This is a genomic window from Brumimicrobium oceani, assembly GCF_003143775.1.
GTDB lineage: Bacteria > Bacteroidota > Bacteroidia > Flavobacteriales_D > Crocinitomicaceae > Brumimicrobium > Brumimicrobium oceani.
In genome coordinates this window covers 36185-56942 of record NZ_QFRJ01000005.1, presented here as the reverse complement: position 1 = coordinate 56942, position 20758 = coordinate 36185, and the positions used below count along the sequence as shown (strand labels likewise).

The following is a 20758-nucleotide window of genomic DNA, read 5'->3' as shown; positions in this document are numbered from 1 at the left end:
TACTTCGTTTAAGGATTTAAGATAGACTCATACTGTGTCTTATCATTCAAAACTTCAATAGCTTTCTTCAAAGGTTTGTCGTTTCTAAAGGCATTCAAAACACGACCTTCTTGGTAATAGTATCGTGAAACAATTTCATTGGACAATAATTGTTTAATTTGACTTTCAAACAACTCTAAATCATCCGCCTTAGAAGCACTTACTACTTTTTGAAGCGCCTTAAACTCACCATCAATCTTTTTGTCATAGCCTTCTTGTTTAGCCGCTTCTAAAACTTGTTCTAGATATTCCTGCGTTGCTGTTTTGTAATCAAATTCTTTTTCCATTACAAACGCTCTAAATTCCTTGTAAGTCTTATCTGTAATAACAAAATCTTTTGCGGGTGCTATTTCAGGATTGTTTTGCGCAAATTCTGTTGCAAAATCAAATACAATGTTTTCAGCCATTAATACGGCTGTAAACCTGGCTAGATTTTCTTCCTCAATTGAAATATCGGGCTCAATTCCTCTACCATCAATGACTTCTCTCCCGTTTTTTGTGTGAAAAATCTTAATCAATGAATCAGGAACCTCATCTACTTTCCCATCGTGTTTATGGTAATAATCTAATTTCTGAACACATCTTCCAGATGGCGTGTAATACTTGGCGATGGTTAATTTCATTTTCGCACCGTACTTTAAATCGATGGTTCTTTGCACCAATCCTTTTCCAAAGGTTGTACTCCCGATAACCACACCCCTATCCAAATCTTGAAGCGAACCTGAAACAATTTCTGATGCAGATGCAGAAAATCCGTCCACCAAAACAACAATAGGTATTTCGAGATCTATTGGGTTATTCCTGGTTTTATAGCTTCGGTTTTCGTCTGATATTCTTCCTTTGGTCTTCACAATCTCAACCTCTTTTGGAACGAAAAAATTAACTAAATCAATTGATTCTATAAGTAAACCACCGCCATTTCCGCGTAAGTCTAAAATTATTTTTTCCATTCCTTCCTTGCTCAATTCATCGTAAGCGTTTTTCACACTTCTAGATGCTGTCTGAGTAAAAGAGCTTAAATTAATATACCCTATTTTACCTTTTTCATCTATCATTCCAGCATAGGGAACATCAGGAACTTTAATTTCGTCGCGCTCTACCTTGATGGTGCTTATACCTTTGTTTGGGCGCTCATACTCTAACATAAAAGAGGAACCTTTTGCTCCTTTCAAAGCATCTGAAACCACATCTGAAGGCACATCTTTCATACTTCTTCCATCTATAGATAAAATTTTATCCCCCGCTTTTAACCCTGCTTTTTGGGCAGGCATATTTTCATAGGGTTCGGCAATAAAAACATACTCACCCGATTTTCTAATTAAAGCACCAATTCCACCATATTGTCCTGTTGTCATTAGTCGATAATCTTCAATATTAGATTCATGATAATAAACCGTGTATGGATCCAACTCCTGAAGCATAGCATCAATTGCCGCTTTAGAAATTTCTCCAGTTTTTGGTTCATCTACATAATACTTCTCTAAATTCATATAAATCAAATCAATAAGCTCTAGATTTTTGATCACCTGAAAGCCGTTTGACTGTGAAAAACTGTTGTGATTTATTCCAAAAAGAAATAAAAAGACGATTCCATAAATATATCGCATATAAATTCTGATTTTAATCTTCTAATGTAATGAAAAAGGGCAAAATTAAGCTCTATTCTCTACTAAACGCAGAAAAAGTGCTTCTATTTTATCAATGATCTTTTGGTAGCTTTCTTCTTGACTTGAGGTGTAAATTAAAAAAAGTGCCAATTGTGACTCTTCTTCTGTTATTGCCTCTTCAATAATGTACTTCTTTTTACGCACTGCCTCCCTAATTAATCGTTTGATTCTGTTGCGGTCAACGGCTTTTTTAAACTTCCTTTTGGGTACGGAAATTACAATTTGAAAACGGGTATTTGTTCTAAGGTCTACGGCAAGATAACGCAATAAAAAAGGATAAACTTTTTCTGTTTTCCCCTCTTCAAAAACGGTCGCCATCACCTTTTTACTGCACAATTTGTATTCCTTACCGAAACTTTCATTCATGGGGCGAAGTTAACTTATAATTGGTAATTGATTGCGTTGAATTTTCGTAAAATAATCGACACGCCCTGTACACTCATGTTTTGGCAAAGCGCCTTACAAAAGCTTGTTAATTTCTCTTTTTAAATCTGCACGAGAATGAACTCCTGCAGAGCGCCAGTTGATTTCACCGTTTTTGAACAATAAAAATGTTGGAACTCCCCTCACTTTATATTTCTGAGCTGCTGCTTGATTTTTATCTACATTGATTTTTAAAACACGCAGATTTTCGCCATAATGTGATTTAATTTCGTCAATAATCGGATTCATTGTTTGACAGGGTCCACACCAATCTGCATGAAAATCGACTAAAACAGGTTTATCTCCCTTTATAATTTCTTTAAAACTACTCATTCTTCTGTGTGTTTTTGTTTGTGCTTTTCTATGGCTTCAGAATCATAACCAGTAAACAAATTGATCCATACGAGCCTTCCTAATCTAAAACTTAATGGTGCCAATACGATAAGTACGACCAAAATATTTATGATATAAACCCAATAAGGAGTATCTTGATAAATCAAGTAAGTTAAGACAAATGTGGCAACTGAAAACGCCACTGTAACCGCATAGGAAGCATACATTGCACCATAGAAAAACCCTGTTTCTCTTTCATACTTGTGTCCACATTTATTGCATCGTTCATACATTTTGTCGAACTTCTTCAAATTAAATATGGTGTTGTACTTAAAAATCTTCCCTTCATGACATCTAGGGCAAGTATTTGTAAGCACACTTTTAACTCTACTCTCTTTCCAAGCCATGCTGCAAAGATAGAAAGAATACTGATGAATTTAAAGTTACTTTTATTACAAATTACCGATCTCTTGTACTACAAACCCACTAGGCTTTTTCGAGTTAATCAGGATTATATCAAAGCGAGCTTGTCTATTCTAAAAATATCATCGAACTTTGCACCTCAATTTATGGAAAACAAGAAAAACATCCGGGCTTTAACAAAAGCAGACTTAAAAACGGCTTTCACTGCGTTAGGTGAAAAATCCTTTCGTGCAACACAGGTTTATGAATGGCTATGGCAAAAAAACGCTGCTTCATTCGATGAAATGACAAACTTGAGTGTAAAACTTCGTGAACAACTCAAAGAAAGCTTTTTAATTGACCACATCACTTTAGACGAACAGCAAGTCTCATCTGACCGTACCATAAAGTGTGCATTTAATGTTGGTGTTGGAAAAGTTGTAGAAGGAGTTTTGATTCCCAGCAAAACACGAATGACGGCTTGTATTTCCTCTCAAGTAGGATGCAGCTTAGCTTGTGAATTTTGCGCTACCGGAAAATTGAAACTGCTTAAAAACCTCTCTGCAGGAGAAATCGTGGATCAAGTGGTACACCTCAAGAATCTTGCTGAAAACAAATACCAGCAAAATTTAAGCAACATTGTTTACATGGGAATGGGCGAACCGCTTCTGAACTATAAAAACATGATGGACAGCATAGATAAAATCACTTCGGAAGATGGTCTAGGAATGTCTCCAAAACGAATTACGGTTTCAACCGCTGGAATCGCAAAAATGATTAAAAAGCTGGGTGACGATAATGTAAAGTTCAACCTTGCAGTTTCTTTACACGCAGCAAATGATAAAAAGCGGGATAAAATAATGGCCATTAATGAGACCAATAACCTAGAGGCCTTAGCAGAAGCAATCGCTTATTTCTACGGTAAAACAGGAACCCGCGTAACTTATGAATACATCATTTTCAAAGATTTCAACGACGAATTAGAAGACGCTCAGGAGCTAGCCGAATTCTGCAAGAACGTTCCTTGTAAAGTAAATATCATTGAATACAACACTATAGACGATGGTATCTTCCAACAAGCTGATGCACGAAAAGTAGACCGATTTGCTGCCTACTTAGAAGAAAAGAATATCATAGTAAATGTTCGGAGAAGTCGAGGAAAGGATATAGATGCCGCTTGTGGACAATTGGCGAATAAAAACGAGGTGGTAACGGAAAGAATGCTTAAATAGCGTTTTACCCTTCTAAGGTTTAATAACTAAGGTTTATCGGGGATTGCGCTGGTCGGGTTGATCATATTTGACTTGGCTTACTCGTCGCTTTTTCAGAAGAAAAAACGCAATATATCTAGACTTTACACAATAAAACCACGCTTCTGTTAAACATTAATAATTAAACCTTAATCATTAGACATTAACCATTATTTCTTATCTTCGCAACTCGAAAAATTACGATAATCGAGCGTTTGCTCATAAAACAAATAAGGTATGGCACCGATTAAATCAAACATCATTTACACGCTTACGGATGAAGCTCCAATGTTAGCTACACACTCTTTATTGCCGGTAATTCGCGCATTTGGAAGTCAGGCTGGAATTGAATTTGAAACAAGAGATATTTCCTTAGCAGGAAGAATTATTTCCAAATTCCCAGAATTATTAACGAAAGAACAGCAAGTTGCTGATGATTTGGCGGAGCTTGGTGAATTGGTGAAAAAGGCAGAGGCAAACATTATCAAGTTACCCAACATATCAGCCTCTGTTACGCAAATTAAGAAAGCAATTAGCGAATTGCAATCTCATGGATATCCTTTACCAGACTATCCTGAAGAGCCTAAAAACGAAGAGGAGAAAGCAATAAAAGCAAAATATGATACAGCGAAGGGTAGTGCAGTGAACCCTGTTTTACGTGAAGGTAATTCAGACAGACGTGCACCAAGAGCAGTTAAAGAGTTTGCGAAGCAAAACCCACACAGAATGGGAGCTTGGAGTTCTGACTCTAAAACACATGTTGCTACAATGTCTGAAGGAGACTTTAGAGCAAATGAAAAATCTGTAACTTTAGCAGAGGCTACAAATGTGCGTATCGAACTTGAAGCTAACGGAGCTAAAACAAACCTAAAAGAAAACTTGGGATTACTTCAAGGAGAGGTAATTGATGCTACTGTAATGAGTAAAAAAGCATTGATTAAGTTCTTAGACGAACAAGTTAAAGACGCAAAATCAAAAGGAGTTTTGTTTTCTTTACACATGAAAGCAACAATGATGAAGGTTTCTGACCCTATCATTTTTGGACATGCTGTAAGAACATTCTTCAAGCCTGTATTCGATAAACATGCCGCAACTTTTGACAAAATAGGTGTAGATGTTACGAACGGTTTAGGGGACTTACTGAGCCGTATTGACACGTTGCCAGAATATGAAAAAGCAGATATTCAAAAAGATTTGGATGCTGCAATGGAAAATGGTCCAGACATCGCAATGGTAAATTCTGATAAAGGAATTACAAATTTACACGTCCCAAGTGATGTAATCATTGATGCTTCAATGCCAGCAATGATTCGTACTTCTGGACAAATGTGGAATAAAGCTGGAGAGCAACAAGATACAAAAGCCGTTATTCCAGACAGTTCTTATGCAGATGTTTTCCAAGCAACAATAGATTTTTGTAAAAAACATGGAGCTTTCGACCCAACAAAAATGGGAAGTGTTTCAAACATTGGTTTGATGGCACAAAAAGCAGAAGAATATGGTTCTCATGATAAAACATTCGAAATTCCTGCACATGGAACAGTTCGTGTGATTGATGCCAACGATAATATTTTAATCGAGCACACAGTTGAAGAAGGAGATATCTGGAGAATGTGTCAAGCCAAAGATGCTCCAATTAAGGATTGGGTAAAATTGGCAATTAATCGTGCAAAAGCAAGTGGACTTCCAGCAGTATTTTGGTTGGATGAAAACCGAGCGCATGACCGTGAATTAATCAAAAAAGTAAACACTTACCTAAAAGATTACGACACCTCTACTTTAGCCATTCAAATCATGTCGCCTGCAAAAGCAACAGAGTTTTCTTTGAAACGTGTGAAAGAAGGAAAAGATACTATTTCTGTAACAGGAAACGTATTACGTGATTACTTAACAGATTTATTCCCAATTTTAGAGCTAGGTACAAGTGCGAAAATGCTTTCTATTGTTCCTTTGATGAACGGAGGTGGATTGTTCGAAACAGGTGCTGGAGGTTCTGCACCTAAACACGTTGAACAATTGGTGGAAGAGAATCACTTGCGATGGGATTCATTAGGTGAATTCTTAGCGTTGGCCGTTTCTTTAGAACACTATTCTGAAGTTACTGACAATCCTAAAGCAAAAGTTTTAGCTGAAGCGCTAGACAATGCTACAGTTAAATTACTAATGTCAGGAAAATCACCTTCGCGTAAAGTGAATGAACTCGACAACAGAGGAAGTCATTTCTATTTAGGAATGTATTGGGCTCAAGAATTAGCAAATCAAACAGCAGATGCCGATTTGAAAGCGAAGTTTGAACCAATTGCAGCCAAACTAACTGAAAACGAAGATAAAATCGTTAATGAATTGAACGCTGTTCAAGGAAGTCCAGCACCAATTGGTGGTTATTACAATGCACCTGAAGCTAACATCAATAAAGTTATGCGCCCAAGTGCTACTTTAAATGAAATTTTAAAGTTTTAATATAGGGCTTACCATGTTATTTACAGTAGGCTTGTCCTGATGGGCAAGCCTACTAATAACAAATTCAATGACCTGAGATTATTACAGACTTTATAAAGAAAATTCAATCAAACCACTTTTAGAGGGAAAGCGTCATTCATAAAACTCACTAAAAATAAAACGTCCTAGGAATAAAAGAGATAGACCTTATACTTTTGCCAAAGATCTATTCTGGAATGGCTTTTAAAAGCTAAAACTAAATCAATAAAAGACTTACAATCAACAATAAGCACAACTACTAAAAAGACCAATAAAACCATCAAAAATCAATTCCTATGGCAATCAGAAAGTCGATTTAAAACAAGGAAACACTTATCCCCATAGAAATCGGAGTTAAATCTGCACTTCCACTATCTGTAAATAAAGGGGAGAAATAATATGCACCATAGATAGCCCAGTTTCTTATTCCAATTCTTACTGTTGCACCATAACGCAGTGGATTTGAATCGGCAAAGTTGTATTCTTTTGTGGAATACCTCTTTCCATCAATTCGGAATGTTTCTTTCGAAAAAGCATTTAATTGATAACCGATTTTTCCACCTATCATAAATTTGAAGTGCTTGTACCCCTTTGTTCTAAATCTTAGTTCTAATGGAATTTCAATGTAGTTTGCACCAAATTTTGTGCTTTTCGGCTCAAAACCGGGTAAATAATCCGAAATTAAAGTAGTGTTATTGACCAAATCTCTAGAGAATTTTACCTGACTTCTATTACTGAAATGACTGTAAGCAATTCCCCAACCGAAACTCATGGTATTTGCCTTTGTCAGAATCACATCAAACATTAAAGCAGCATTGAAACCTATTGACGATGGCGGGCTATCAAAGTAATCCTTATCACCATACCAATCATTGTATACAAGATCAAAAATTAGTCTATCATACTTGCGCAGTTTTCCTTCTTCAAAAGGCTTGAGTCCACTGTAGAACCACATTACACCAGGTCTTGACCTAGAATACAAGCCTTCCTCTTCCGCCTCGTATTGTGAAAAAAGAGAGCTCGAGTAAATAAAAAGCACTAACAATAAACTAAAATTTCTCATTCACTTTTTCTTTTTTCTCGAATGTATTTCTCAAAAGCCCAAGCAGTTGAGATCGCGTCTTCAATCGTTTTTTGAGACTCCCAATTCAGTTCTGAATTCACTTTATCAGTATTGGCAAAAATTTCTTTGATATCTCCATCTCTTCGTGGACCAATCTTATACGGCAAATCTATTCCTGTTACTTTTTCAAAGGTTTTAATCATCTCAAGAACACTCGAACCTTTTCCAGTTCCTACATTATAAATCATAGGGTTGATATTAGCCTCATCTGTTTTTTCTAAGGCTGCCACATGTGCTTCCGCTAAATCTACCACATGGATATAGTCGCGTATACATGTTCCATCCGGAGTATCATAATCATCTCCAAAAACAGTAAGTTCTTTCCTTACTCCAGCCGCCGTTTGTGTAATGAATGGCAACAAATTATTAGGCTTACCATCTGGTTCTTCACCTATAATTCCGCTTTCGTGCGCTCCTACTGGATTAAAATAACGCAATAAAGTAGATTTCACCTCTGGACAGCTCTGAACAAACTGTTGAATCATTTCTTCACAAACTTTCTTTGTAAATCCGTATGGAGAACTATAAGAAACGGGACTTTGCTCATTTACAGGAATTACCTCTGGTTCTCCATAAACGGTGCAGCTAGAAGAGAATACAAATCTTCCTACTTTAAACTCCTTGGCCACTTCAAGCATACTTGTTAAGCTTCCAAAATTATTATCAAAGTACTTCAACGGGTTTTCCATGGATTCTCCTACCGCCTTATCAGCAGCAAAGTGAATTATTCCATACACCTCAAATTGACTAAAAATTCCTCGAAGCCTTTCTAAGTTTTGACAAGCAGCGTCAAAATAAATGATTTCTTCATTGGTAATTTTCTCCAAACGTGGAATCACATCCCTGTTTGAATTTCTAAAATCATCGACAATTATTGGAGTGAATCCTTTTTCGATTAATGCTACAACAGTATGAGAACCAATATAACCAGCACCACCGGTTACCAAAATATACTTTTTACCCGAATCCATATTAGATTTAATGTTAGATTTATATCGGCTAAATTAACAAATTGTATAACTAATCAAGCTTATTTTTACAGAACATCTTCCATTTCCACAATATGAATTTGATTGTCGAAGGATGTTTTGTATCCCACTTCATACACCATTGTGTAACGATCACCTGAAGGCGCATTAAACAAGTGTGTGTGAAAGCGTGAATTAAAACCGTGCGCTTCAAGAATTGTTAGTGGAATTGCAGAACTTCTATACACTTTGAATAAATCTTTTAGAATCACCCGATTTTTGAGTAGAGTTTTATTCAGATTAATGACAGTGTGGTTAGCGTTACGGTATTCTTCATTATGAAACTGATTTTTGCAGGAAACCGAACAAAATTTCTTGTTTCTTCTTCCTTCGAATTCTTCTTCACAATTAGGACATGTTTTTAGATTCATAATTATAGCTTTGTAGTATTTGATTAAGAATAACGTTATTTTTACAATAAGGTTTCTTAATACGCGTAAATATCATGAAAAATCCACAATTCAACTTCAAAAAGCATCAAAACCTTTCAAAAAGTTGGAAAATGATGCTTCGTTTCATCATTTACTCTGTAGTCATTGCCCTACTTTTATACCTTATTTACAATCCAGAACAAGCTGTTAAAAAGCACACAAATGAGGAAAAAGTTGAACAAATTGAACTGGAAAATGAAGCGCTAATTATCGAATAAGAACATATTCTTGATGATTGAAGAACTCAAAAGACAGCATACACTTTCACAGTTCATTTTTAAACTATAATTTTGATACCTCAAAAGAGGCTTTTTATAAAAAAATGAATGCTGTGCTATTTATTTTGAAATGCTTCCGTTCAGACATGCTTATAAATAAAAGTTAAAACACAACTGATGATTACACCCTATGATGACAAGTATTTTATGCGTAAAGCACTAGACGAAGCAAAACGAGCTTATGCATTAGATGAAGTTCCGGTTGGAGCAGTAATAGTTGCAGATAATCAAATCATTGCCAGAGGTCATAACCTAACAGAACAACTTAACGATGTAACTGCTCATGCTGAAATGCAAAGCATTACTTCTGCCGCAGAGTTTTTAGGTGGCAAATACCTCAAAAAATGTACACTTTACGTCACTCTAGAACCCTGTGTAATGTGTGCTGGAGCACTTAATTGGTCTCAAATAAGCAAGATAGTTTATGGAGCCAGAGACGAAAGACGAGGTGCACTGCGGTATGAAAACATATTGCATCCCACCACAGAGCTTGTTGGGGGAGTTATGGCCGAAGAATGCAGTACGTTAATGAAAGACTTTTTTAAAGGCAAGAGATAAGTTTATATGAATACTTATTTATTTTTCTGCTCTTCCATATGACGTTTGTCAATCACATTTATCTCCACAGGTGGACACCTTTCAGGGTCGCGCTTAAAAAGCCAAACAAATTTCAATTTAAGCATTGCAGGATGGTATTTACTGGAAAACCAATTTATTGCGGCCGAGCCGCCATTCCACTCATGGATACCCAAAAATGGAATTTCAACACTTGGCACAAAGAAGAATCCTTTATCTGCTCTTGGTTTTATTCCTAGCCCTAATGAATAATGCAATTGAGCCAGAAAATCTCCTTGAAATTTCTGCTCCACTGGCGCTCTAAATCCATCATAAGCCATATTTCCATTCATAATAGCGTAATCAAAATTGACACCTAGTGCATTATCCAGAAAGAAATTTGGATTGATTTGAAATACATTGTGCGCACTAAATCTTCCATACAAGTATCCGTTATAAAACTTTCCTTCACCATCTATCCCCCCAATCAAGGTATCTCTATTATCGTAAAACTTAGATGCACTAGCTTCTCTACCTCCGTATAACTTAAATCCGATTCCCCAGTCGTAATAATGAATGATTTTTCGGGGTTTTCTGGTGATGTGAACCATTCCTAACTCTGCAAAAACTCCAATTCTACTTTTCGCTTCTTGCGAATATCTAATAATCGAATCTGCTCCAAGATTTTCTGATTCTATTCTAAACTCTCCCTCTCTGGCTTTATTACTAGTAAAAGTATAGGTAGGTCCAAATGAAAATTGAATTCCGTGTTTTGCATAATCGCCAGTTACCCACCTATAAAGTGGTTTTTGCAACCTCTGATTTCCATAAAATTGCTTTTTGCTCTTTTTAGGTTTGTATTGCGCATGTATTCCAGTGCTAAAGAATAAGCCGATTAAAAACAAAAACACTAAATTCCTCATTCCACTAAAGATAAAATTTTGTCTATTACTTTCTGATCATCCCATTGATCATGAATACTATCCATTTCCATCACCTCATCCATAATTTTTCTTTGTCTATTTCCTGCGGCCAAGGCTTCGGAGTAACGAATATGACTAAAAGTAACTTGAGAATATAAAGGCATCCATTTATCTGGGTAAAGATCACTGAATTTTCTTTCAATTTTCTTTCTTAATAAAAAATCTTTATCTCCCGCTAAATCGCGCATTTCGATGTAATTATACAAGGCCAAATCAGCTATTGCATTTCCATCTGGAACACGCTGTTCGCTAAAAGCTTCAAACAAAGCATGAACATTGCCTTTATGTTTTTCATACATTTCAAAGAAAACAGTACAGTCTTCCAAACCTGAATTCAATCCTTGACCGTAAAAAGGAACAACCGCGTGAGAAGCGTCTCCAAGCAACATAACCTTATCTTCGTAATTCCAAGGACTACATCTAACCGTCACAAGAGTAGATGTGGGGTTGGAAAAGAAGTCCTCCACTAAAGTAGGCATGTAAGGAACGGCATCTGGAAAAGTTTTATTGAAAAAATCTAAAACCTTTTCTTCTGTATCCAAGCTTTCAAAAGAAATCTCTCCTTTCATTGGAAAAAACAGTGTTACAGTAAAGCTTCCATCCAAATTAGGCAGTGCAATCATCATAAATTCGCCTCTTGGCCAAATATGCAGGCAGTTTTTATCGAAGCAATGTGTTCCATCTGCATTTGCGGGAAACGATAACTCTTTGTACCCGTGAGGCAAATATTCCTGTGAATAATTGAACATAGGTGTTTTTTGCAAGACTCCTCTCACAGCTGAAAAAGCTCCATCTGCTCCAAAAATCTGGTCGTAAGAAAAATACTCTTTCCCATGGGTGCTGGAATTATTGAAAGTAATTTCGTTCTTCGATAAATCTATATCTTCGCAGGCCCTATCAAACCTGTATTTTACATTTTCATAGTCATCCGCTAAATTCATCAACTTTTGATTCAACTGTCCACGAGAGACAGAGTATATGGCTTCCTTTTCTTTACCATAAGCCTGATAAGTTAAATTTCCTTCCACATCGTGCATTTGACGCCCGTACATAGGTATGGAAACATCTCTAATCTCCTTATCAAATCCTGCTAAAGAAAGCGCTTTAAACCCACGATTAGAGAGTGCTAAATTAATAGACCTACCACCAATTGCTTTGGCTTTTCTCAAATCTGGACGGCGTTCAAAGACATCTACTTGCATCCCTTTTTTAGCCAGTAGAACAGCCATTAAACTTCCTACTAATCCTGCTCCTACAACTGCAACTTTCTTATTTCCCATCTTTTACTTTCTCTTAAATGCTCTTGCTGGTTCTTTTTACACCTGGATGTGAATGTAACAACAACAAGTTATTTTGGTTTAATACACCTCCTATATTATTTCCTCCAACTCTTCGTGAATGTGGTATCAAAATAAGTACTCGGTTTACGCTTGGCCTTTTTCTTCTTATGGAAAGCAGCCATTAACCTCCAAAGCAACAACCCAAGAATAAGAACCGCAAAAACCTGCACTAAAAGCTCAATGTACTCCGCTTCATTGTTGAGCTCCCCCGAAAATCTTCTTTGAATCAACGCTTGTATGTTCATGCTTCAAAAATACAAATTATTGAAGAATTAAAAGAGCTTTAATCATTTGCTTGCTTCAATGCTTTGACAAAGCGCAGTATTTGACTGAAAACTGAGGGTGCACATAAAAACAACGAACGCTGGCAAACAAAAGATAATGTTATACAAACGTGTTTCCCCTGCATTACTTTAACAGCCAAATACACGGAGTGGTCTTACATCAGCTGAATATTGCTAGATCACCCGATTAAAACATACTTCATATCAGTCCTATAATGTATTGGCCAGTACACTATTTAAACTTTGGCTACAGGTTTCTCTTAAAATTGAGTACTTTTATATCAACAGTTGGTAAGCTATGAAGAAACATATCGATAAATCTTTATCATTTCGAGAAAAAGAATTCAAATTAAGACCTTGGCAATTAAAAATTCAAGAGGTTATTTACGGAACGTATACAAGGCCCGGAAAGATTTTCGATATTCTTTTATTGATTATCATCTTACTTTCAATAGTTGTGGTAATGCTAGAGAGTGTTACTTATTTAAATGTAAAATACCACTTATCTTTCATCACCATAGAATGGATTGTTACCGGACTATTTACGATAGAATATATTTTGCGCATTGTTAGTTTACGTAAACCTTTCTCCTATATCTTTTCATTTATGGGACTGGTGGATTTATTTTCATTACTCCCTTCTTATTTAAGTTTATTCATAGATGGTGCAACATCATTAATGCTCCTTAGATCTATTCGTTTCTTAAGGGTTTTTAGAATTTTAAGATTGAGCCGCTATATGATAGGCGCTGATGTTTTGGGAGATGCCCTAAAAAACAGTCGGCACAAAATAGCTGTATTCCTCATCTCTATGCTAACCATTGTTATTATTTTAGGAGGATTAATGTACGTAATTGAACCTAAAGAAGCTGGTTTCACTAGCATACCGAGAAGTATATATTGGGCAATTATCACAATAACTACTGTGGGATATGGTGACATAGCGCCAGTCACTCCCCTTGGACAAGCTTTAGCATCCTTTATTATGCTTTTTGGTTATGCCATCATCGCAGTACCCACAGGAATAGTTTCATCTGAGTTTACCTCCTTAAAATCTCATGGAATCAAATCATTTGAATGTCCAAATTGTGGGGAAGAAGGTCATGAAAAATCAGCGCAATTTTGTAAAAGTTGTGGCTATGATTTCAATAATTAATAATGGCTGACTCATGATTTTTGTCACTGATAAAAGTAGGTAATACTTTAACTAAAGCTACAGAAGTAAAGTAACTTTTTCGAATTACAACTCTTTGTATTAGAAAAATAGCTAAACAAAAAAAATAATAATCGTATTTAAAAAAATCATTTAGTAAAAGAATTTCACAACGTTCAAAACAATCAAGGCATAGAATAAGGCATTAGGAATCCAAGCGCGCTTAATATTCAAAAAGGCATACGGGAGAATAAATGGAAGAATAACAAGTATAATTGTGAAGTAAAAATAAGTCTCTCGAAAAATTAAAATCAAAGTACTTACGCTGGCCGCAAACAACAGAGAGACGAAGCTTACTGATATAATCCTTTTGTAGCGAATTGAACTCTTTATTCGGCGTTCCAAAATTTTCTTATTGGCCAAAAGCGCCAAAACCACAACGATGAGGTAGCCAACGTAAATTACAAAATCACCTACGTTGGTATGACTCAAATAGGAACTAAAGGAAAACATTTCATTTAGAAAAAAAGGGTTAACCAACACCACCCATAAAAATGGAAACAGAAAGCCAAAAATGGGCAACACATACTCGCGAAAAACAAATGGGCGTATTGTGAACAAGCCAAACCAAATAATTACAAAAAAGACGCTGTATATAGGAAGAAAAGTTGCTGCCGCCCCAAGAAACAAAGCGCTTAAAAAAGCATTATTTCGTGCATCTTCGTTTTGCTGGATGCTTAGCAATTGATAAAAAGAGAGGATAAAAAACAAATGCCCAACTAAGTCTTCGCCAAACCTCAAACTAATCGGAAAGAGAAAAAGCATAAAAACATAGGTCAAACTGGGCAAATAAATGAATTTATCATAGAAGGATAAACTATTGAATACAAAATTCAGCAAAATTGCATTTACGCTAATAAAAATAACGGCCAAGACGCTAGAAAGCAAGTTGTCCATAACTGAAAAATCAAGATTCCATAAATTTTCCTGACCCACTGTTGACATATTAAACGAAGGAAAATAATGGTCCAATAACAAGTGTAGAATTACAAATACCGGAATTAAAATGACTACAAATGAATTATTATTGGCAAAAAACTTAATCATGAATGTTCGAGGTTTTTATAAACTGTCAACAAATGTATCTATTCAAAGAGATAAAAATAGAGTTTTTAAAGAATCAATTGGAAAAATATTATATTTGTACTTTAAATATCAGTTATGACTTATACAGAACTTGTTGAAGAATTTGGAGATTTACTTTTATGGACAACAGAATTGTTGTTTGAGACAGTAGGAAATGTTTTTAATTATGCTGTAATCGTACTTGGATTTGTAGGTTTATTTATTTGGTTACGTCTACAGGCGAAATACAATAGAGAAGCGGCAAACGATCCAACGAAGTTTAAATAATTTCTTTTCTCTTTTTCTTAAGGAATCACTTAGTACCTAAGTGAATTATCTTAGAGTTACTTTATAATTGAAGTAACTTTTTTTATTTACACCTATTCCTCAATCACTTGCATCACTCGTTGGACCGATATACTATAAATATCTTCCAACTTCGGATTATCTGAATTATTCGCCGTAAGCGCTACACTTCGTATACCAATGGGAGACCATCTACCAGGGTGCATTGGACGCAAATCAGTGTATAAACCAATCGCTTTCACTTTTAGAACCGCTGCTAAATGTAAAGGGCCAGTACTACAGGCAACCAAGGCATCACATTCATTTATAAAGGTAATCAATTCACCCAAACTACTTTTGCCAGAAATATCTATAATATTAGCATGATGAGGCAATTGATTTCTAAACTGTACCCCTTCTTTTTCTGTTCCAGAAAAATAAACTGTAAAGCCTTTCTCTACCAATTGATTCGCTAAATTCAAGTATTTCTCCAAAGGCCACTCAACAGCAGAGCCTTGCGATTTGGTATGAAGAACTATTCGTTTTCCTTCCTTGAGCAAACTACTTAGTTGGGCAGACAAGGGAATCTGCGGCTTAAAATCACCAATATATTCCACCAGTTCTTCTTTGCTCGGTAAAGATTGAATACCGAATTTTTTTAACAATTCAAAGTTCAATTGCGCCTCATGAAAATCTGAATTCTTACGTGTGAAATTTGGTCTAATGTTACACGTTAACAAATGGAACAATCGATGCGAAGTCCCAATTCTGAAAGGAACTTTTGCTGCTTTCACTAACTTAGCCAAATGCTTATTAGGAAAAACATGAACAAAGGCATAAATATTTAAATTTTGAACACGCTTGACTTGTTCCTCAAAAGATGCATTTTCCCAATCTTCCAGTTGTATTATCTCGTCGATATAAGGTGAACATTTTAGCACATCCACTGTGTAGGATTTTCCAAGAAAAATAATTCGAACCGTCGGGAATTGTTTCTTTAGCCAACCACACAAGGGCAAAGTTAAAATCACATCCCCAATACTATCGGTACGACTTATCACAACCGTTTTACCTGACAAATCAATTGTTTTCATGCTGCAATCTTCTTAATTCTTTGTATTTATAAATATTGGATAGAGCCGAAATTCGCGCAATGGTAAAACCTGCTTTCCCATCCAAAAAGCCTTTTTTTATAAAAAACATGGCCACGAACCTGCCAAAAGCACTAATGTATGGCTTCATGGGTCCAACCCTTTTTCCCTTTTCATACATTTTAAGAGCTGTCAATTCAGAATATTTATCCGCCCTTTCGCGATGTTCTTTTTGTGAATAATAGGAATAATGCAGCAAGTGCCCATCTAAGTTTTTAGCAATTGGATTTCCTTTCACAACCAATTCTTCATGCACATAGACCCCTTCCCACTGGCTTATTGATTTTGGAAATATTCTTGTTTTCACATCAGGATACCAACCTGAATGTTTGATCCATCTCCCACAATAATTGGTTAAGCGGTTTACTTCATAAACCCCTGTTAATCCCTCCTCCTTAATATTTGAAATTGCATTTTGCAAAATATCGTCTGGCGCTTCATCTGCGTCAACAGAGAAAATATACTCATGGTTTGCCAATTGATTCAAATGATTTTTTGCGTTGGAATACCCTTTCCATTCTCTTTGCTCAATGCGCACATCCTTACTTTTACATATTTCTATTGTGCGATCTGTAGAGAAAGAATCTAATACTATAATTTCATCTGATATCGGAATTAAAGCATCGATACAACGCGCAATATTTCGCTCCTCATTAAAGGTGATTATTGTAGATGTAATTTTATGTTCCATGGTCCTATTTCAAAACAAATATAAGGGTAATTGAATTATAGTAAGGCTTATTTGGGATATAGTAGAATTATCGAAGAAAATTTCATGACTTCGATTTATTCCTTAAAAGTAATCGTTTTAGTGATTATGGGCATAAGCAACTCGCCTTAAGAAACATAATTCAGTTCTTTCTACTTAAAACAAAAAATCGAAAACAAAAAAGCCACATCCCGGTGGACGTGGCCTTAATAAGATTCTCAAATTGCAAGCTGAGAGGTTTTTATTAGTTAATAATTAAATTCTGTTATAAATATAAGTAAAAAAGCCGGAGCTTAAAAAATTAAGTCTGAAAAAAAATGAAAATGTAATGCGTCAGACATTACTTCCACGCTTAAAAAGCGCGGAACTAAAGCTTCTTTCTTATTAGTCATTCTAAGAAAAGAATCAAAAATTGTGGTTAGCCACTAACATACCAGTTCTTCATGATGAAAACAACTAGATAAAATTATGTCTTTAAAACCAAATCAATATTTTACGATAGTCAAAAGAAGCTCAGTCGGAAGCCTGAGAACTCCTCGGTCGTTTGACTACTTTGCTATAACAGGTGATTTATGTCATTGATTGTGCAAAGTTGCTGAAGGTTCTTTTCAGCAACTTTCCCCACCTAATCATCCTATCGATTTTCATCGCAAAACACTGAGTATTGAGGAATCTCTTTTGTTCTTTAAAAAATCTTCTATGAGTCCTATTAAAACTCAACGGTTTTAAATTGAAATTAGTGGTAATTTAAAGTGGCATCGATTAAGCAATTGTTTGCCTTGAAAAATCTGTCTCCTTCGAACCAAACATCAATTATTATGAGTCTGAAGCAGAAGCCATTTACCTTTTATTCTTCCTCTAGCCAAGCCATAATAAAGCATCATTAGGCCTTATCACCTTATCTAAATCGATTCTAAATAAATAAAAAATGAGCATTAAGTCAAACTAACCTTTATTTTTGCTTGTTACAAAAGAAATACAAAAATAATTATGAGCAAATCTGGTTTATTTAAATCATCGATAGGTAGGAAATTTGCAATGGCTTTGTCGGCTTTGTTCCTTATGATTTTCCTGTTACAACACCTAGTAATTAACATTACGGCAATTATCAGTCCCGATACTTTCAACGAATTATCGCACTTTATGGGAACAAATCCCTTAGTGCAATTTTTGGCTCAGCCAATTTTAATATTCGCGGTAGTATTTCACTTTGTGATGGGAATGTACCTTGAAGTAAAAAATAAAGCTGCAAGGCCAGTTTCTTACAACAAGTTTAACGGAGGAGCTAACTCTTCTTGGATGTCAAGAAACATGGCAATTTCAGGATTAGTAATTTTAGCGTTCTTAGTGCTTCACTTCATTGATTTTTGGTTTCCAGAAATCAACACTAAATATATCGTAGGTGATATGTCGGGAATGCACAATGGAGAATTCAGGTACTATGAGGAATTATTGCACAAGTTTGCGAATCCAGCTAGAGTAATTGCATACATTGTTGCTTTCATACTTTTGGCTTTGCACCTAATGCATGGTTTTGGTTCTGCTTTCCAATCCATGGGACAGAACAACAAGTACATTGATGGATTAAAGAAATTCGGAGTTATTTATTCAGTTGCAGTTCCTTTAGGATTTATCATTATTGCAATTGTACTTTATGTAACGACATTAAACTAGGAGATTATGACAAAAATAGATTCGAAAATACCGAGTGGTGCGTTAAAGGATAAATGGACTACCCACAAAAACAACATTAATTTAGTTAACCCAGCAAACAAGCGTTTAATAGATGTTATAGTTGTTGGAACTGGACTTGCAGGAGGTTCTGCCGCTGCAACTTTAGCTGAATTAGGATATAACGTAAAAGCATTTGCTTTTCAGGATTCACCAAGACGTGCGCATTCAATTGCAGCACAAGGAGGAATCAACGCAGCAAAAAATTATCAAGGAGATGGAGATTCAATCTATCGCTTGTTTTATGATACAGTAAAAGGAGGTGATTACCGTTCAAGAGAGGCAAACGTTTATCGTTTGGCTGAAGTTTCAGCAAACATCATTGACCAATGTGTGGCGCAAGGGGTACCTTTTGCACGTGACTATGGTGGACTTTTGGATAACCGTTCTTTTGGAGGGGTTTTGGTTTCGCGTACTTTTTATGCGAAAGGTCAAACTGGTCAGCAATTACTTTTAGGAGCTTATTCTGCTTTAAATCGCCAGATTGGTCGAGGAAAAGTTAAGATGTACAACCGTCATGAAATGATGGACGTTGTAGTTGTAGACGGAAAAGCCAGAGGAATTATTGCCAGAGATTTAGTTACTGGTAAAGTTGAACGCCACAGTGCACACGCTGTTGTAATTGGAACAGGAGGTTACGGAAACGTTTTCTTCTTGTCAACAAATGCAATGGGAAGTAATGGTTCTGCTGCATGGAAAGTTCACAAAAAAGGAGCTTACTTTGCGAACCCTTGTTTCACTCAAATTCACCCAACATGTATTCCAGTTGCTGGTGAATTACAAGCGAAACTTACGTTAATGTCTGAATCATTAAGAAATGATGGACGTATTTGGGTTCCTAAAAACTTAGATGACGTAAAAGCAATTAGAGCTGGTCAGTTAAAACCAACTCAAATTGCAGAAGAGAACAGAGATTATTATTTAGAGCGTCGTTACCCAGCATTTGGTAACCTTGTACCTCGTGATGTTGCCTCTCGTGCAGCAAAAGAGCGTTGTGATGCGGGTTATGGAGTGAATCAAACAGGACAAGCGGTTTATTTAGATTTTGCTTCAGCAATTGAGCGTTATGGTAAGGAAACAGCACACGTTCAAGGTTTAAACGAAAACGATCAGGCGCTAGTTACGAAATTAGGTAAAGAAGTTATCGCTAATAAATATGGTAACCTTTTCCAAATGTATGAGAAAATCGTTGATGAAAATCCATACGAAACTCCAATGATGATTTTCCCTGCCGTTCACTACACAATGGGTGGAATTTGGGTAGATTATAACTTAATGACAACAATACCTGGATTATATGCTATCGGGGAAGCAAACTTCTCAGATCACGGAGCCAACCGTTTAGGAGCTTCTGCATTGATGCAAGGTTTAGCCGATGGATATTTCGTATTGCCTTATACAATAGGTGACTATTTAGCTCATGATATTCGTACAGGACCAATTTCAACTGATCACCCAGCATTCGCTGAAGCAGAAAAAGAAGTTGTAGAACGTTTAGATCATTTGATCAACAATAATGGAACTAAGTCAGTGGATTCTTTCCACAGAAAATTAGGACTAATTATGTGGAACAAATGTGGTATGGCTAGAAATAGAGAAGGTTTACTTGAAGCTATTTCTGAAATTAAAGCGTTACGTGATGAGTTCTGGAAAGAAATTAAAGTACCAGGAGGAAGAAATGAATTTAACGAGGAATTGGCGAAAGCTGGTCGTGTAGCAGATTATTTAGAGTTAGGTGAGTTATTCGCTAAAGATGCTTTGTTGAGAGAAGAGTCTTGTGGAGGTCACTTCCGCGAAGAGTCTCAGTCTGAAGAAGGAGAAGCAAAACGTGATGACGAAAACTTCAAATACGTTTCTATGTGGGAATACACAGGTAATCCTGCTGATGCAATTCTTCACAAAGAAGATCTAGTTTATGAGAACATTGAACTTAAAACTAGAAGCTACAAATAAATGTAAATTGGAAGTGTGTGATGAACACCTTTCATAA

21 protein-coding genes are annotated in these 20758 nt (G+C 35.9%); 8 read left to right on the top strand and 13 right to left on the bottom strand.

What is annotated here, in order from left to right; all coding sequences use genetic code 11:
- Nucleotides 1-8: 8 nt before the first annotated feature.
- From DIT68_RS08035 to DIT68_RS08020, 4 genes are all read right to left on the bottom strand, one after another.
- A complete protein-coding gene (locus DIT68_RS08035) occupies nucleotides 9-1646 on the bottom strand; it encodes a S41 family peptidase (protein WP_109359286.1) in 1638 nt (545 codons plus the stop codon).
- 45 nt (nucleotides 1647-1691) lie between these two features.
- On the bottom strand, nucleotides 1692-2072 hold the full coding sequence (gene rnpA, locus DIT68_RS08030; protein ID WP_109359285.1) for a ribonuclease P protein component: 381 nt from the start codon (nucleotides 2070-2072) through the stop codon (nucleotides 1692-1694).
- Nucleotides 2073-2165: 93 nt separating this feature from the next.
- Entirely contained in the window at nucleotides 2166-2462 is a 297-nt protein-coding gene (gene trxA, locus DIT68_RS08025; protein ID WP_109359284.1) for a thioredoxin, read from the bottom strand.
- Entirely contained in the window at nucleotides 2459-2869 is a 411-nt protein-coding gene (locus tag DIT68_RS08020; protein WP_109359283.1) for a DUF983 domain-containing protein, read from the bottom strand. The genes trxA and DIT68_RS08020 overlap by 4 nt, the downstream gene beginning before the upstream one ends.
- 162 nt (nucleotides 2870-3031) lie before the next feature.
- Here DIT68_RS08020 and rlmN point away from each other — a divergent pair, with 162 nt between their 5' ends.
- Nucleotides 3032-4096 (top strand): 23S rRNA (adenine(2503)-C(2))-methyltransferase RlmN, encoded by a 1065-nt coding sequence (gene rlmN / locus DIT68_RS08015; RefSeq protein ID WP_109359282.1) that lies wholly within the window; start codon nucleotides 3032-3034, stop codon nucleotides 4094-4096.
- A gap of 255 nt (nucleotides 4097-4351) precedes the next feature.
- Nucleotides 4352-6574 (top strand): NADP-dependent isocitrate dehydrogenase, encoded by a 2223-nt coding sequence (locus DIT68_RS08010; protein WP_109359281.1) that lies wholly within the window; start codon nucleotides 4352-4354, stop codon nucleotides 6572-6574.
- Between the two features lie 334 nt (nucleotides 6575-6908).
- Here the strand turns inward: DIT68_RS08010 and DIT68_RS08005 are convergent, their stop codons facing one another.
- The 3 genes from DIT68_RS08005 to DIT68_RS07995 all read right to left on the bottom strand — a co-directional run bounded on the left by DIT68_RS08005 (nucleotide 6909) and on the right by DIT68_RS07995 (nucleotide 9114).
- Nucleotides 6909-7655 carry a porin family protein gene (locus DIT68_RS08005; protein ID WP_109359280.1) on the bottom strand — a complete coding sequence of 249 codons (747 nt, stop codon included), beginning with the start codon at nucleotides 7653-7655 and terminating at the stop codon, nucleotides 6909-6911.
- Nucleotides 7652-8686 (bottom strand): UDP-glucose 4-epimerase GalE, encoded by a 1035-nt coding sequence (galE, locus tag DIT68_RS08000; RefSeq protein ID WP_109359279.1) that lies wholly within the window; start codon nucleotides 8684-8686, stop codon nucleotides 7652-7654. Before galE ends, DIT68_RS08005 begins: the two co-directional genes overlap by 4 nt.
- 65 nt (nucleotides 8687-8751) lie before the next feature.
- A complete protein-coding gene (locus tag DIT68_RS07995; protein WP_109359278.1) occupies nucleotides 8752-9114 on the bottom strand; it encodes a hypothetical protein in 363 nt (120 codons plus the stop codon).
- Nucleotides 9115-9188: 74 nt separating this feature from the next.
- On the opposite strand from DIT68_RS07995, the gene DIT68_RS07990 reads away from it, so the two are divergent.
- Nucleotides 9189-9392: a hypothetical protein gene (locus DIT68_RS07990; protein ID WP_109359277.1), complete on the top strand. Its 204-nt coding sequence runs from the start codon at nucleotides 9189-9191 to the stop codon at nucleotides 9390-9392.
- 177 nt (nucleotides 9393-9569) lie between these two features.
- Complete coding sequence (locus tag DIT68_RS07985) at nucleotides 9570-10010, top strand: nucleoside deaminase (RefSeq protein WP_109359276.1); 441 nt, start codon at nucleotides 9570-9572, stop codon at nucleotides 10008-10010.
- Nucleotides 10011-10024: 14 nt separating this feature from the next.
- Here the strand turns inward: DIT68_RS07985 and DIT68_RS07980 are convergent, their stop codons facing one another.
- From DIT68_RS07980 to DIT68_RS07970, 3 genes are all read right to left on the bottom strand, one after another.
- Nucleotides 10025-10930: a hypothetical protein gene (locus DIT68_RS07980; RefSeq protein WP_109359275.1), complete on the bottom strand. Its 906-nt coding sequence runs from the start codon at nucleotides 10928-10930 to the stop codon at nucleotides 10025-10027.
- Complete coding sequence (locus DIT68_RS07975) at nucleotides 10927-12270, bottom strand: FAD-dependent oxidoreductase (protein ID WP_109359274.1); 1344 nt, start codon at nucleotides 12268-12270, stop codon at nucleotides 10927-10929. Before DIT68_RS07975 ends, DIT68_RS07980 begins: the two co-directional genes overlap by 4 nt.
- 95 nt (nucleotides 12271-12365) lie before the next feature.
- Nucleotides 12366-12575: a hypothetical protein gene (locus DIT68_RS07970; RefSeq protein ID WP_109359273.1), complete on the bottom strand. Its 210-nt coding sequence runs from the start codon at nucleotides 12573-12575 to the stop codon at nucleotides 12366-12368.
- 337 nt (nucleotides 12576-12912) lie between these two features.
- On the opposite strand from DIT68_RS07970, the gene DIT68_RS07965 reads away from it, so the two are divergent.
- Nucleotides 12913-13770, top strand: coding sequence for an ion transporter (locus DIT68_RS07965; RefSeq protein ID WP_109359272.1), 858 nt, complete (start codon nucleotides 12913-12915; stop codon nucleotides 13768-13770).
- A gap of 150 nt (nucleotides 13771-13920) precedes the next feature.
- Here DIT68_RS07965 and DIT68_RS07960 read toward each other — a convergent pair whose 3' ends face one another.
- Entirely contained in the window at nucleotides 13921-14874 is a 954-nt protein-coding gene (locus tag DIT68_RS07960; protein WP_109359271.1) for a hypothetical protein, read from the bottom strand.
- 114 nt (nucleotides 14875-14988) lie between these two features.
- On the opposite strand from DIT68_RS07960, the gene DIT68_RS07955 reads away from it, so the two are divergent.
- Nucleotides 14989-15180, top strand: coding sequence for a hypothetical protein (locus tag DIT68_RS07955; RefSeq protein WP_109359270.1), 192 nt, complete (start codon nucleotides 14989-14991; stop codon nucleotides 15178-15180).
- 92 nt (nucleotides 15181-15272) lie between these two features.
- On the opposite strand, the gene DIT68_RS07950 is transcribed toward DIT68_RS07955, so the two are convergent.
- Together DIT68_RS07950 and DIT68_RS07945 are read right to left on the bottom strand one after the other, a co-directional pair.
- On the bottom strand, nucleotides 15273-16271 hold the full coding sequence (locus tag DIT68_RS07950) for a glycosyltransferase family 9 protein (RefSeq protein ID WP_109359269.1): 999 nt from the start codon (nucleotides 16269-16271) through the stop codon (nucleotides 15273-15275).
- A complete protein-coding gene (locus DIT68_RS07945) occupies nucleotides 16258-17019 on the bottom strand; it encodes a glycosyltransferase family 2 protein (RefSeq protein ID WP_109359268.1) in 762 nt (253 codons plus the stop codon). The genes DIT68_RS07950 and DIT68_RS07945 overlap by 14 nt, the downstream gene beginning before the upstream one ends.
- 1008 nt (nucleotides 17020-18027) lie before the next feature.
- Here DIT68_RS07945 and DIT68_RS07940 point away from each other — a divergent pair.
- Entirely contained in the window at nucleotides 18028-18711 is a 684-nt protein-coding gene (locus DIT68_RS07940; RefSeq protein ID WP_109359267.1) for a succinate dehydrogenase cytochrome b subunit, read from the top strand.
- Between the two features lie 6 nt (nucleotides 18712-18717).
- Nucleotides 18718-20721, top strand: a complete 2004-nt coding sequence (locus DIT68_RS07935) for a fumarate reductase/succinate dehydrogenase flavoprotein subunit (RefSeq protein WP_109359266.1) — start codon at nucleotides 18718-18720, stop codon at nucleotides 20719-20721.
- Nucleotides 20722-20758 lie beyond the last annotated feature (37 nt).